Source organism: Actinoplanes sp. NPDC051537 (genome assembly GCF_055586105.1).
The window spans coordinates 1-13,701 of the sequence record NZ_JBVJIU010000030.1 but is presented as its reverse complement, the minus strand read 5'-3'; the positions used below and the strand labels follow the sequence as shown (position 1 = coordinate 13,701).

12 protein-coding genes and 1 pseudogene are annotated in these 13,701 nt (G+C 71.2%); 1 reads left to right on the top strand and 12 read right to left on the bottom strand.

The window, feature by feature from the left end:
* Positions 1–18: 18 nt before the first annotated feature.
* The 4 genes from ACZ6TB_RS45755 to ACZ6TB_RS45740 all read right to left on the bottom strand — a co-directional run bounded on the left by ACZ6TB_RS45755 (position 19) and on the right by ACZ6TB_RS45740 (position 4,137).
* Positions 19–1,317, bottom strand: coding sequence for a hypothetical protein (locus tag ACZ6TB_RS45755; protein ID WP_465567175.1), 1,299 nt, complete (start codon positions 1,315–1,317; stop codon positions 19–21).
* Positions 1,310–1,522: a heavy-metal-associated domain-containing protein gene (locus ACZ6TB_RS45750; RefSeq protein ID WP_465567172.1), complete on the bottom strand. Its 213-nt coding sequence runs from the start codon at positions 1,520–1,522 to the stop codon at positions 1,310–1,312. The genes ACZ6TB_RS45755 and ACZ6TB_RS45750 overlap by 8 nt, the downstream gene beginning before the upstream one ends.
* A 25-nt stretch (positions 1,523–1,547) precedes the next feature.
* Positions 1,548–1,856: a metal-sensitive transcriptional regulator gene (locus ACZ6TB_RS45745; protein WP_465567169.1), complete on the bottom strand. Its 309-nt coding sequence runs from the start codon at positions 1,854–1,856 to the stop codon at positions 1,548–1,550.
* 133 nt (positions 1,857–1,989) lie between these two features.
* Positions 1,990–4,137, bottom strand: coding sequence for a DEAD/DEAH box helicase (locus ACZ6TB_RS45740; RefSeq protein WP_465567329.1), 2,148 nt, complete (start codon positions 4,135–4,137; stop codon positions 1,990–1,992).
* A gap of 213 nt (positions 4,138–4,350) precedes the next feature.
* Here ACZ6TB_RS45740 and ACZ6TB_RS45735 point away from each other — a divergent pair, with 213 nt between their 5' ends.
* Complete coding sequence (locus ACZ6TB_RS45735; RefSeq protein WP_465567166.1) at positions 4,351–4,752, top strand: hypothetical protein; 402 nt, start codon at positions 4,351–4,353, stop codon at positions 4,750–4,752.
* Between the two features lie 11 nt (positions 4,753–4,763).
* On the opposite strand, the gene ACZ6TB_RS45730 is transcribed toward ACZ6TB_RS45735, so the two are convergent.
* The 8 genes and pseudogenes from ACZ6TB_RS45730 to ACZ6TB_RS45695 all read right to left on the bottom strand — a co-directional run.
* Positions 4,764–5,489 (bottom strand): SDR family NAD(P)-dependent oxidoreductase, encoded by a 726-nt coding sequence (locus ACZ6TB_RS45730; protein ID WP_465567163.1) that lies wholly within the window; start codon positions 5,487–5,489, stop codon positions 4,764–4,766.
* 51 nt (positions 5,490–5,540) lie between these two features.
* Positions 5,541–7,748: a protein kinase domain-containing protein gene (locus ACZ6TB_RS45725; protein WP_465567160.1), complete on the bottom strand. Its 2,208-nt coding sequence runs from the start codon at positions 7,746–7,748 to the stop codon at positions 5,541–5,543.
* Between the two features lie 146 nt (positions 7,749–7,894).
* Positions 7,895–9,370 carry a fused MFS/spermidine synthase gene (locus ACZ6TB_RS45720; RefSeq protein WP_465567158.1) on the bottom strand — a complete coding sequence of 492 codons (1,476 nt, stop codon included), beginning with the start codon at positions 9,368–9,370 and terminating at the stop codon, positions 7,895–7,897.
* Positions 9,367–10,377 carry a coiled-coil domain-containing protein gene (locus ACZ6TB_RS45715; RefSeq protein ID WP_465567155.1) on the bottom strand — a complete coding sequence of 337 codons (1,011 nt, stop codon included), beginning with the start codon at positions 10,375–10,377 and terminating at the stop codon, positions 9,367–9,369. The genes ACZ6TB_RS45720 and ACZ6TB_RS45715 overlap by 4 nt, the downstream gene beginning before the upstream one ends.
* A gap of 62 nt (positions 10,378–10,439) precedes the next feature.
* The gene (locus ACZ6TB_RS45710) at positions 10,440–11,213 is read right to left on the bottom strand and encodes an SDR family NAD(P)-dependent oxidoreductase (RefSeq protein ID WP_465567153.1); all 774 of its coding nucleotides are present in this window, start codon (positions 11,211–11,213) and stop codon (positions 10,440–10,442) included.
* A 57-nt stretch (positions 11,214–11,270) separates the two neighbouring features.
* A complete protein-coding gene (locus ACZ6TB_RS45705) occupies positions 11,271–12,080 on the bottom strand; it encodes an inositol monophosphatase family protein (RefSeq protein ID WP_465567151.1) in 810 nt (269 codons plus the stop codon).
* Positions 12,073–12,528: a response regulator gene (locus ACZ6TB_RS45700; protein ID WP_465567148.1), complete on the bottom strand. Its 456-nt coding sequence runs from the start codon at positions 12,526–12,528 to the stop codon at positions 12,073–12,075. The genes ACZ6TB_RS45705 and ACZ6TB_RS45700 overlap by 8 nt, the downstream gene beginning before the upstream one ends.
* Positions 12,525–13,613 (bottom strand): annotated as a pseudogene (locus tag ACZ6TB_RS45695) (sensor histidine kinase); the annotation flags it as partial. The pseudogene ACZ6TB_RS45695 and the gene ACZ6TB_RS45700, both read right to left, overlap by 4 nt.
* Positions 13,614–13,701: the final 88 nt, after the last annotated feature.

Here is a 13,701-nt window from a genome sequence, read left to right as displayed (position 1 = left end):
CTCTAGCCTCTAGCCCCTCTAGTCGACGGTCACGGTCCACGCCGCCGTGTGGACCGTCCCCGCCACCTGGAAGTCGAAGAACATCCGATAGCGCCCCGCGCTCGGCACGGCCAGCCAGAACTTGACCTTCCCGTCGACCAGGTCGGCCTCCGGATGAACATGCACGTACGCGAGGTCACCCTCGCGAAGCACAACCAGATGCCCGTACGCGCCGAGATACGGCTCGAGAACGGCCCGCTGACGATCCGGCCCCGCCACGCTGACCAGGATCGGCTGCGTGGACCGCGTGCTGGGCGCCCCTTCGTACCCCACCGCAAACCCATCGGTGGCCACCGCCCGAACCGGCGAGGGCAGAGCCAGCGGCGCGTAGTCGCCCGCCACGGTGAGGTCGCTACCGAGCGTGACCGAAACCGGTTGCCCACCAACCAGCGCCGTGAAGTCGGCCACCATCCGATAGATCCCCGGCCGCCCCAGCGTGAGGTCGATCCCCCACGTGCCGTCGGCCGTCATCGAGGGATGCAGATGCTGGAACCCGCTCAAATCCCGCCGCACCACAATCAGATGCAGCAGCTTGTCGTGCACAACCTGGTACGTGGTGACGGCCGCCCCACCGGGCCCCGCAATCCGAAACGCCAGCCGCTGCTTCCGCCCCGCCGCAAACGTGGTCGTGACCGGCTCGAGCGTGAGCCCGCTCTCGCTGAGCGACAGCCCACCCAGAGCGGCTCCCGCCGCGTTGGTCCCAGGTTGAGTAGCCGCCCCACCGTGAGAGTGAGGTTGGCTCTCATCCATAACCATGCCCGGCATGGTGTTCACGCCGCCCGTGCCGTTCCCGTTCGCGCCGCCGTTCCCGTTCCCGCCGCCGTTCCCGTTCCCGTTGGCGCCGCCGTTCCCATTAGCGCCGCCGTTGCCCATCTCGCCGCCACCATTCGCGGCAGAGATGTTCGCCGGGGCTCCAGCCGAGGTCACGCCGTTGTTGAGCCGCCCAAGCCCATAGCCCGCAAACAGCACCACGACAAGCAACGCCCCAAACGCAGCAAGCCGAAACCCGGCCCGTTCCCCCGGAGTCGCAGTCTCTGCCCGCCTAGCGATCGGCTCGCCGCCATCGCCGCCAGCACCGCCATCGCCGCCAGCACCGCCATCGCCGCCAGCACCGCCATCGCCGCCAGCACCGCCATCGCCGCCAGCACCGCCATCGACTTCAGCTCCGGCTAGGTCGAGCCTCAGCGAGCCGTCGTTCCCGCGCGAACCCGCCGCCGACCACACCGCATCGTCAGTCCCGCGCGAACCCGCCGCCGCCGGCGCCGGGCCGTCAGGCATGCGCGAGCTCGTAGCCGGCCTCATCGACCGCCGCGCGCACGTCGTCGTCGGCGAGTGGCGTCGCGCTGGTCACCGTGACCGCGCCGGAGGCGAGGTCGACCCGCACGTCCGCCACGCCCGGCAGGCCGGAGAGCTCGCCGGTGACGGCCTGAACGCAGTGCGAGCAGGTCATGCCGGTAACGGTGTAGGTGCTGGTCACAGCCATGGAGTTTGCCTTTCGAAAGCAGTCGTCAGGACTTGACGAGCCGGGCGATCGCGTCGGAGGCCTCTTTGACCTTGGCGGTCGGGTCTCCCGCGCGGGCCGCATCGACAACGCAGTGAGCCAGGTGGTCCTCGAGAAGCCCCACGGCAACCGCCTGAAGCGCGCTCTTGGCCGCCGAGATCTGCGTCAGAACATCAATGCAGTAGGTGTCCTCGTCGACCATCCGCTGCAACCCGCGGATCTGCCCCTCGATCCGCCGCAGGCGCCCGAGCAGGGCAGCCTTGTCACCGGAGTAACCGTGCGGACCGTGCTGCTGCTGAGTCGACTCTTCGGACATGCCCTCAGCATACCCCCCTCCCGTATGTGCCTGCCTTCGCCCCACCCCGCTTCCCGTTCATCCTGTCCGCAAAATGCACCTTTTGTCACGAGCGGGCACCCTCACGCGGGACCCGTCCACCGATCGGCCCCTGTCAGGCCGAGACCGCCAACGCCAGCGGCAACACCCCCTCCGCGCCCGCCTGACGCAGGGCCCGCCCGGCCATCGCCATCGTCCAGCCGGAGTCGACCAAGTCATCGACCAGCAGGACCGGCCCGGCGAGGCCCGCCAGCGCGTCGCTCACCGCCGCCTCCACCGTGAACGCGTCATACAGCGCCCGAACCCGCTGCGCGCTGTTGCCGCGGTTCTCCATCGCCGTGGGTCTCGCCGAGGCGACCGCCCCGAGCAGCGGAAGGCGGCCGACCCGGGCGATGTGCTCGGCGAGCGAGTGGATGAGCTCCGGATGCCGGTGGGAGCCGACCTCGACGACCGCGGCCGGACGTTGCGGCCAGGCATCGTCGCCGTGCGCCCAGGCCTTGAGAATCTCGACGACCGCCGCCGCCAACTCCTCGGTGATCGGGCCATCCGGCGAATCCGGCCCGACCACGGCGCGCAGCCGCCCACCCCACCCGAGGTCGGAGAGGCGGCCGACCACGCGGCCCGGGTTGATCTGCTCGGCGGGGCCGATCTTGCCCTTGAGCGGGACGCCGACCGCGGCCATGCCCGTGGGCCACATCTTCTTGGGTGCGATCTCCACGCCGGGCCGCCCCAGGAACGCGGCCGCCGCGGCCAGCGACGCCGGCGACACTTCGTCGTCGAACAGCGGCTCCGCACAGTTGTCGCAGCGACCACAGGGCGACGCCTCGGGATCGTCGAGGCAACCACGGAGGAACTCCATGCGGCAGGAGCTGGTTTCCGCGTACTCAATCATGGTCTTTTGCTCTGTCGACCGCGCCTCGGCGACGCGGCGCAACCGTGCGGTGTCGTAGGTCCACTCCTCGCCGGTGGCCAGCCAGCCGCCGCGCGATCGCCGGACCGCGCCGTCGACGTCGAGCACCTTGAGCATCAGCTCGAGCCGGGTGCGGCGCAGGTCGACCAGCGGCTCGAGGGCCTGGGTCGACATCGGACGGTCGGTCCACAGGTTGGCCAGCACCGATCGCACCTGCTCCTCGGGCGGGAAGGCCAGCGACGCGAAATATCGCCAGATCGCCGCGTCTTCCCGGCCCGGCAGCAGCACCACTTCGGCGTGCTCGACGGCGCGACCCGCCCGGCCGACCTGCTGGTAATAGGCGATCGGCGACGGCGGCGCGCCCAGATGGACGACGAACCCGAGATCAGGTTTGTCGAAGCCCATCCCGAGCGCCGAGGTCGCCACCAGCGCCTTGATCTTGTTGTCGAGCAGGGCCTGCTCGGCGGCGCGACGATCGGCGTCCTCGACCTGGCCGGTGTAGGACGCCACGCTGAACCCGCGTGACCGCAGGAACTCGGCCGTCTCGGTGGCACCGGCGACGGTCAGTGTGTAGACGATGCCGGAGCCGGGCAGGCGCTCGAGGTGGTCGGCGAGCCAGGCCAGCCGATGCGCCGGGTCGGGCAGGTCGAGCACGGCCAGGCGGAGCGAGTCACGGTCGAGCGGCCCACGCAGGACCAGCGCATCTCCGAGCTGATCGGCGACGTCGGCGGTCACCCTCGCGTTGGCGGTCGCGGTGGTGGCAAGCACGGGCGTACGCGTGGGAAGCCCGGCCAGGAATGTGCGAAGGCGCCGATAGTCGGGCCGGAAGTCGTGACCCCAGTCGGAGACACAATGCGCCTCGTCGACCACGAGCAGGCCGGTGCTCGCGGCCAGCCCGGGCAGCACGTTTTCCCGGAAGTCGGGGTTGTTGAGCCGCTCGGGACTGATCAGCAGGACGTCGACCGTGCCGCCCCGGATCTCGGACTCGATCTCGGTCCACTCGTCGAGGTTGGCCGAATTGATCGTGCGCGCGGTGATGCCGGCCCGCGCGGCGGCCTCGACCTGGTTGCGCATGAGCGCGAGCAGCGGCGACACGATGACGGTCGGCCCGGCCGGCGGATCACCCGGCCCCGCGGTGACGCCGTCGCGCAGCAGCGCGGTCGCCACGAAGTAGACGGCCGACTTGCCCCACCCGGTACGTTGCACGCAGAGCACCCGCCGCCGGTCGACGGTGAGCGCCTCGATCGCACGCCACTGGTCCTCACGGAGGACAGCATGCTCACCGGCGAGCCGGCGCAGCACCTCCTCGGCCCGCTCGCGCACGGCGGCCCGCTCGGCCTCGTTGGCTTTGATCCGCGTCGTCTCGGTCACCCGGCATTCCTATCAGGCCGCACCGACAAAACCCGCGGTTATCCACAGGGCCTCCCGCTGTCCACAGGTCAGAAAAAAGTTGCCCGGGGCCACGTCGGGCGGGTACAGAATCGGGCCCTCGAGAAGCACCGATCCCCTCCAGCGGTGTTTCCGAAGTTCCTTGACAACTTTATTTGTCGGTGACAGGCTCGGGATATGTCCAAGACGATTGCCGAGAAGCTCCTGATCAAGCCCAACACGACGGTGTGGCTCTCCGACCCGGCCCGGCTGCCCCTGCTCACGCCGATGCCGGAGGGGGTGCGCGAGGTCGAGACCCTCGCCACGGCCAGCACCGCGGTGGTGTTCGTCGACGACGCGGCGAGCGCGCGCAAGATGCTGGAGGAGCACAGCGCCGACCTGGCGAAGCCCGGGGTGTTCTGGGTGGCCTACCCGAAGGGCAACAAGGCCGACATCAACCGCGACACCCTGTGGCCGATCGTCGCCGACTTCGACATGCGCCCGTGCGGTCAGGTCGCGATCGACGACCGGTGGTCGGGCCTGCGGTTCCGCGCCAACCGCGAGGGCGAGGGCCGTTTCACCGGCGGCGCCTCCAAATAGAGCCCGACAGCTCAGCGGCCGAGGACGGAGCCGCCGTTCACATTGATGATCTGACCGGTCACGTAACCGCCGCCCGGACCGGTCAGCCAGCGCACCGCCTCGGCGATGTCCTGCGGTTCGCCGGGGTGCTTGACCAGGGTCGCGTCGACGCGCTTCTCGTGGCCCGCGGGAGTCATCCGGCCGGCGAAGAACTCGCTGTCGACGATGTAGCCGGGCGAGATGACGTTGGCCGTGATGCCCTCCTCGCCCCACTGCACGGCCAGGTCGAGCGCGTAGCCGTGCAGGGCCGCCTTGGCCGCTGAATAGGGGCCGCCACCACCCCGCTGAGCCGCGATCGAGCTGGTCAGGATGATCCGGCCACCGGGGCGTCGCAGAGAAGGAAGCAGGGCCGTCGTCATGAGTACGGCGGTGAGCACGTTGGAGTCGAGGTTGGCGCGCCAGTGCTGGGCCACCTCGTCGAGTGTGGAGTCCGCCCCCGCGACGAAGGCGCCGGCGTTGTTGACCAGGACGTCCAGCGGCCGGTCGCCCACGGCCTCGACCACCGCGGGGATCTGCGCCGGGTCGGAGGCATCGGCGGTGACGGCGGTGGCCTGCGGGCCGATCCACTTCAACGCTTCGTCCAGCACGTCCGGGCGGCGGCCGACGATGATGACGTCGTAACCCTCCCCCGCCAGCATGCCGGCCGTGGACCGGCCGATGCCGGTTCCGCCCCCTGTCACTACCGCAAGCCTCGACATGACCCGACCATATCGACGACCTCGGGCGGCCGCAGCCCAAAACCCGGCGGGTTACCAGGCCAGGGAGAGGCCGTTGCCCTTACGAGCCGTGGGCGGGGGCAGGGATGGCGCGGCCGGCGGCGGGGTGGCCTGCTTGGGTTGGTGGCTCCGCTTGCGCGGGGAGCCGCTCTTGCGGGGTGGGCGGGTTCGGTTGGGTTCGCCGCCGCCGACGTTGTGGGCCTTCTCGGCGCCGGCGGCCTCGCTGATCGGTTCGCTCTCGGTGCGGGCGGCGGCGCTGGCCAGGACCTCGGCCCGGCACCGGCGGCCGTCGAGGGTGAAGGCCAGGGGCAGCGGGTTGTAGCCACGGTAGGCGCCCCGCAGGGCAAATGTCTTCAGGGCGCCGTGACCCTTGACCGTCACCTTGCGGCCGCTCTGGGTGACCGCTTTCGGGGCGCCGGTCAGGCGCTGGGAGCCCGGGTAGGCGAAGACGACTCGCCACGGGGAACGGCCGACCTCATCGGTGGTGGTGACGGTCAGCAACGCCTCGTATTCGCGGCCCGAGTCGGTCTTGAGCTGGTAGCGGACCGCGCAGGGCGTGCCCGCGGGGCCGGCGGCCGCGGGGCCCGCACCGGCGGCCTGGGCCTGCTCGACGTCGGGCGACTCGCGCGTCGCGGCCCAGCCGACTCCGGCCGTTGCCAGCAAGCCGGCCGTGAGCAGGGCGGCTTGGAGGCGGTGGCGGCCACTCAGCCCGGCCAGGCCGACGCCCGCGGCGCGGCGGGCCGGGCCGAGAACGCGGGCCAGGCCGCCGCCCGCGAAGACGCCGCCACCGAGGGGCCGGGCTCCGCCCAGCCGTAGCCAGCCGCCGACCTTCAGGCCGGCTCGCAATCGAAGTCCGGCCAGCGCTTTGGGTGTCGGCCGGGCGGCGAGGGCGGCAGCTGCCGACGCGGAGGAAGGACCGGCCGAAGCGGAAGGGCCGGCCGAAGAGGAAGGGCCGGCCGAGGACGAAAGGGCGGCCGAAGAGGACGCGGTGGCTGCTGGAGAAGGCGCGGTCGAAGAGGATGCGGCGGCTGGGGACGGCGATGGGAACGGCGAAGTGACGGGGGACGACGCCGAGGGGCGGTCGAGGCCGGAGGTGGGGGCGTCGGCGTCACCGAAGAGGGCGTCGGCTCGGGCCTCGCCCGACAGGGCCGTGGTGTTGGTGCCGACGGCGGGACGGGTGCCACGGCGACGGCCGAACAAGGCCGGCATGGCGGACCACGTGCGCAGGCCGCGCACGGTGGACAGGCGGGAACGGCGCGTAGGGGCGAAGCCCAGGTAGGTGAGGACGGACGAAGGGTGAGGACGGCGCTGGGCCAGGGGTGCAGGGACGGCGGCTCGGAACGGCGGGGGCGCGTCGTCGGGGCGGGCGCGGGGTGGGGGCAGCAACAGCTGGAGACCGACGGCCGCGGCCAGGGAACGGGCGGCGGTGGCTACGGCGGGGCGGTCCACGGGGTTCTTGGCGAGGCAGGACAGGCACAGGGCGCCTATCTCGGGAGGCAGGCCGGGCTGGGGAGGGAGCGGGGCGGGGTCGGCGTAGAGGTGGGCGCGGAGCGCCTCGGCGGTTGTCTCGGCCGGCCACGGCAGGCGGCCGGTCAGGGAGCGGTAGAGCAGCAGGCCCAGGGCGTATACGTCGGTGGCGGCCGAGACCTGGGCGCCGCCGAGGCGTTCGGGGGCCAGGTAGGCGGGGGTGCCCAGGAGGCTGCCGTCGGGGGCGGCGTCGCGCTCGCCGACGATGGCCGAGATGCCGAAGTCGACCACCTTGGCGCCGGCGGGGGTGAGCATGACGTTGGCGGGCGTGACGTCTCGGTGGACCACGCCTCGGGCGTGAGCGGTGGCCAGGGCCGATGCCACCTCGGCGGCCATCGTCACGGCCTCGCGCCACGGTAACGGGCCCTGGCGGGTGACGCGGGCCGCGACGGATTCGCCGTCGTTGAGTTCCATCACCACGTACGGGACGGTCAGGCGCTCGGTCAGCGGGGACTCGCCGAAGTCGAAGATGCCGGTGATGTGCGGGTGGCAGAGGCGGGCCGCGGCCAGGGCCTCCTGGCGCAGCCGGTCGCGGAAGATCTGGTCGTCGGCCAGGCGCGGGGAGAGCACCTTCACCGCGACCAAGCGGCCCAGGGTCTCGTCGTAGCCGCGCCAGACCACGGACATGCCGCCGGTTCCCAGCTTCTCGACGAGTCGATAGCGGCCGGCTATGCGAAGCGAAGCATCCTGACCGTTTTGCTCCGTCCGCCCCATGTGCCGATTGTGACCCGAGGGGCGGGCCGCACGGCGCCGCACGGGAAAACCCACAGGAAGGTATCGGCGCGCTCGTCCCGTTTCCCCGGAAAACACGGACAGGTCCGGCTCGTTCCACTGCTCGAACCGACGCGGGCTCAGCGGGCTCAGCGGGCCAGGAGCTGGTCCACCGGGGCGTAGTCGTCGGTCAGGATCCTCGAGTGGCCGGCGAAGCCGGCGCCGTCCTGCAGCACCGCCGGCTCGGGACGGGCGGCCAGCCGCGGCCGGATCGCGGCGAGCGGCAGCGGGCGGTGCGAGGCGACGATCACGAAGTTGGAGCCGACCTCGTGAGCCAGGGCGGCGGGCGGGGCGATCAGGGCGACGTACGGGAAGACGGCCGCGACCGTGGCCAGCTCGGCCTTGATGAATCGGTCGGGCGGGTAGTCGATCACGTTCTGCACGTAGATGCCGTCGGGGCGGAGGACGCGCGCGATGTCCGCGGCCATCTCCTTGGTGGCCAGGTGCCACGGGACGACCAGGTAGCCGAAGGCGTCGCCGACCGCGAAGTCGTAGGCCGCGGACGGCTGGGCGGCGAGCCCGACCCGCGCGTCGCCCACTCGCACCCGCAGGTCGGGGCCGGTGACCAGGCCTAGCTTCTCCCGGTCGAGCGCGACCAGCGCGCCGTCGAGCTCGAGCACCTGCTGGCGGCTGCCGGGGCGCGTCGATCGCAGATATTCGGGCATGGTGAAGCCGCCGCCGCCCAGGTGCAGGGCGTCGAGCGCGCCGGGCGGCATCGAGTCGGCCACGGCGGCGATCCACTGGATGTACTCGAACTCGAGGTGCCGGGGGTCCTGGAGGTCGACGTATGAGTGGCGGGCCGTGTTCAGGATCAGCGTTCGACCGCTCGGCACCGCCGGATCGGCCTGTACCCGGGCGCAGTGGTAGGCGGTCTCGACGTCGCACGGGTTCGGCCCGACCGCGCCCAGGCCGGCCCCGACCAGGCCGATCGCCGCCAGGGTCGCCCTGGTTCGCGGGTTTCCGGGCAACTCCTGCCGCCGCAGCCAGTAGTGCAGCGCCATGCCGCCGAGGGCCAGCAGAGCCGCCAGCGTGAGCACGATCCAGCTGGTCGGCATGGCCGCCACGAAGACGAACCCAGTGGCGAGCGTCGCGGTGATCGCGCCGAGCGTGCCGATGCTGGACAGCCGCCCGACCACCGAGCCGGTCCGGCCCAGGTCACTGAGCTGGAGCTTCACCACCATCGGGGTGATCGTGGAGAGCACGAACGCGGGCAGGAAGACGGCCAGCGCGGCGAGCAGGAGCACAGCGGGAGCGGCCCCGCCGCGCAGGAGCGAACCGCCGTAGCGGACCAGTGGCAGGGTCACGGCGGTGCCGATCGCGCCGAGCAGCAGGGCCGGCGCCAGCAGCACGCGCGGGTCGAACTTGTCGGCGAGGCGGCCGCCGAGCCAGGCGCCGTAGGCGATCGCGGCCAGCGAGACCCCGATGACCGAGCTGCTCACTTGCAGGGTCACGCCGACGTAGGGCCCGACCAGGCGCAGCGCGACGATCTCCAGGACCAGGACGGCGCCGCTCGAACAGAAGACCAGCGCCGTCGCGAGGCCGGACGGCAACGCGCGAGGGGTCACAGAATCGACAGATGGACGTGGTTGGTGTGCACCTCGGACGGGCCGCCGGTCGCGCTGTACGCCTTCCAGCCGGTGCCGGGCATCCAGATTTGGCGATACCAGATCACGTACATGACGCCGAGCCTATCCGCGTTCTTCACGAAGAAGGCCGCGAGGTTGCTTCCGTAGGTCTTGTCGGCGCCGGACGCCGCGACGTTCTGGAACCCGGACTTGTTGGCCGAGAAGTCGCAGGCCCGCCCCTTCGGATGCTCTCCGGAGGACCGCTGCGACCAGCACGACGTGTAGTGGGTGAAGCCGTTCGCCCGAGCCTGTTGATAGGCGTTCAGCAGGCGGGGAGTGATGCAGCCGCTCGTGGTCGGGTCGTCGACCGTGCACGACTCCTTGGGCCAGGACCCGTCCGAGTTGCGTGGCGCCGGCTTGGCCAGCGGTGAGTTCGCGTTGATGAAGCCGCCGGCCGCGCCACCGCCGCCGACGCTGCCGAGGGCGAGCTCCGCTTCCTTCTTCTTCTTGGTGAGCGCCGTGACCTGCTTCTGCTGCTCGACGATCTCCCGGTCGAGCGCGGCCTTGGCGGCCTTGGCCTTGGCGACGTCGTCGTTGTACTGCTGGAGCACCTGGCCGTCGATCTGGCCGAGCATGTCGATCTGCTGGATGCGCTGGAGAAACGTGTCGGGCGACGTCGAGTTGAGCAGCAGGGACATCGTGCTGGTGCGGCCGAGCCGGTACGAGCGGTTGGCGATCGCGCCGACCTGCGACTCGAGCGTCTTGGCCGAGGCGGTCGCGTTCTTGACCGTGGCCTGCAGCTGGACCTGCCGCTTCTTCGACGAGTTGAGCTTCTGGATCGCGTCGGCCTGGCCCTTGGCCGCCGACTCGAGCGCGTCGCGCAGCGTCTTGGAACCGCCCTCGTCGGGGTCGGCCAGGGCCGGCGATGGCCCGCCCACCCAGAGCACGGAGGCGGCGACGAGCAGCGCGAAAAAGGCGCTGAGTCGCCGCAGGGAAACCGCCGCCACGGATACCTCCCAAGAGTCAGCGGGGAGACTTTACCGTGCTACGCAAATGAGCGGCAGATCGTTCAAGTGGCCGAGTAACCGCCGTCGACGAAGAGTGTTTGGCCGGTCACGGCGACGGCAGCGTCGCTCGCCAGGAAGATCGCACAAGCGCCGAAATCTTCCGGTACGCCATTTCTGCCGATCATCGCGCGCGCCGCGTGCCCGGCGACCTTTGACTCGTCCGCGAAGACGGCCTCGGTGAGCGGGGTGTGCACGACCCCGGGCGCGATCGCGTTGCAGCAGACGCCGTTCCGCGACCACGCCTCGGCCTGCGACCGGGTGAGCCCGACCAGGCCGGCCTTCGACGCACCGTAGGCGCCGCTGTTCCCGTACGCGCGAAATGCCTGTTGCGAGGCCACGTTGATGATCCGGCCCCAGCCGCGTGCGGCCATCCGCGGCCCGAAGGCCTGGCCGAGCAGGAACGGCGCGGTCAGGTTCGCGGCGAGCGTCACGTCCCAGTCGTCCTCGGTGAGCGTGTCGAGGGGCGGACGACGGTTCACGCCGGCCGAGTTGACCAGGATGTCCGGGTCGCCGTACGTGCCGAGGATCTTGTCGATGACCGCCGCGACGGCACCGCGGTCGGCGAGGTCGGCGGAGATCGCGTGGCCCTGCGCCCCGAAGCCGGCCAGCTCGGCGACCACCTCGGCCATCGGCTCCGGCCGGCGCGACACCAGCAGGATGCGGGCGCCCGCGCGGCCGAGGGCGATCGCCATCGCGCGGCCGATGCCGGAACTGCCGCCGGTCACGACCGCCGTGCGCCCGGCGAGACCGAAAATCTCCTGGAGGTACGTCGACACGCGCGCGCTCCTAGATGACGGATGGCAGAAGCAGGGGGTGATGGGCCGGCACGACGGCTAGAGGATCGACGGGTCGGGGAACAGGGTGTCGCGGACCGTGTGCCACACGTCGTCGTTGGGGGCCACGAGCATGCCGCGTTCGCTGTCCGTGGGGTGGTAGGGCGTGCCGTCCAGGTGCAGGACCGTGCCGCCCGCCTCGCGGATGATCAGGGCGCCGGGCGCGTGGTCCCAGGGCAGGATGCGCCAGAACATCGCGAACTGCTGCTCGTCGGTGGCCACCGCCGGGTACTCGTAGCCGGCGCAGTGGTGGCCGTTGGTGACGTCGCCCAGCTTCGGCGCGTTGGCGTTCGCGACCTCGCGCAAGTGCGGGGGCAGGTAGTGCCGGGCGACCACGCCGCGAAGTGCCGAGGCTCCGGGGTCGTCGGTGCGGGTCTTCACGCGTACGCCGTCGCGGTAGGTGCCCGATCCCAGCTCGGCCACCGTGAGGTGATCGCCGGGCACGTCGAGGATCCAGGACGCGGAGAGCTCGCCGTCCCGGACCAGCGCCACCATCACGGCGAACGGCGTCTTGCCGGCGGCGAAGTTGTTGGTGCCGTCGACCGGGTCGACGATCCACACCGCCCCGGGGTCACCGACCCGCGCAAGCACCCGCGGATCGGCGGCGACGGCCTCCTCGCCGACCACGGTCGAGCCCGGCAGCAGCGCCAGCAGTCCGCTGGTCAGCGCCCGCTCCGACTCCTGATCGGCGATGGTGACCAGGTCGCCGGGCGACTTCTGGTGCACGTCGGTCGCGGCGAGGTGACGGAAGCGCGGCAGCACAATGGTCGCCGCGACCTCCCGGATGAGATCGGCGACCTGATCAAGCACGCGGCGGCAGCTTCACGACGCTGACGAAGAACTCGTCGATCTGGCGGATCACCGCGATGAACCGCTCGAAGTCGACGGGCTTGGTGACGTACGCGTTCGCGTGCAACTGGTAGCTGCGCAGGATGTCCTCGTCGGCGGCGGAGGTGGTCAGCACGACGACCGGGATGCGGCCCAGTTGCTCGTCCTTCTTGATCTCCTCGAGCACCTCGCGGCCGTCCCGGCGGGGCAGGTTGAGGTCGAGCAGGATCAGGTCGGGACGGACGGCGTCCGCGTACTCGCCCTCGCGCCGCAGGTAGGCCAGCGCCTCGGCGCCGTCGGAGACGACCGACAGCCGGTTGCGGACCTTGTGCTCCTCGAACGCCTCCTGGGTCATCAGGACGTCGCCGGGGTCGTCCTCGACCAGCAGCACCTCGATCGGCGTGCCGTCGGCACGCATGGGACTCGTCATGCGGAGACCTCCTGCTTCTCTTCGGGCGAGGGCGGCGGCGGAGACGCGGACTTCTCTTCGAGCGAAGATGAAGGCGCGGACTCGGAAGCCCCCGGCAACACCGGAAGGGTGAAGTTGATCGAAGTGCCGTCCTCGACGTCGAGGTCGAGCCAGATCCGACCGCCATGATATTCGACGATCTTCTTGACGATCGCCAGGCCGATCCCGGTGCCCTCGTACGCATCCCGGGCGTGCAGCCGCTGGAAGATGACGAAGACCTTGTCGGCGAACTCGGCCTCGATGCCGATGCCGTTGTCGCGCACGTTGACGACCCACTCGTCGCCGTCGCGGTGGGCGGCGATCCGGATCCGTGGCGGCGCGTCCGGCCGGCGGAACTTCAGCGAGTTGCCGATCAGGTTGACGAACAGGGTGGTGAGCAGCGGCTCCTCACCCTCCACGGTGGGCAGATCGGCCCAGCTGATCTCGGCATCCTCGCCGGCCCGGGCCTCGAGCTGGGAGCTGACCTCGGTGAGCACCCGGTCGAGGTCGACATCAGTGAAGCCGGCCGTGATCCGGCCGATCCGGGAGAACGCCAGCAGGTCGTTGATCAGTCGCTGCATGCGCTGGGCGCCGTCGACGGCGAACGCGATGTACTGGTCGGCGCGCTCGTCGAGCTGTCCCGAGTACCGCCGCTGGAGCAGCTGGCAGAAGCTGGCCACCTTGCGCAGCGGCTCCTGGAGGTCGTGCGAGGCGACGTACGCGAACTGCTCGAGGTCGCGATTGGACCGGGTCAGCTCCTCGGCCTGGGCCTTGAGCTGGTCGTTCACCCACTCGATCTGGCTGCGCGCCTCACGTACCTCGGCCAGCTCGGAGGCGATCTTGCGGCGCATGCCGTCCACGTCCGCGGCGAGACCGGCCAGCTCGGGCGAGCCGCCGCTCTCGATGTGCTTGTCGTAGTCGCCGTCCGCGACCGCGCGCACCTGCTCGGCGAGCTCCACCACCGGGCGGCTGACCAGGCGGTCGAGCAGCAGCAGCAGGCCGCCGCCGGCCACGATGATGACCACGGCGGCGGCGATCTGGATCGCCACCATGGTCTGGCTCGAGTCGTGGGGGGGGGGGGGGGGGGGGGGGGGGGGGGAAGGGGGGGGGGGGGGGAGGGGGGGGGGGGGGGGGGGGGGGGGGGGGGGGGGGGGG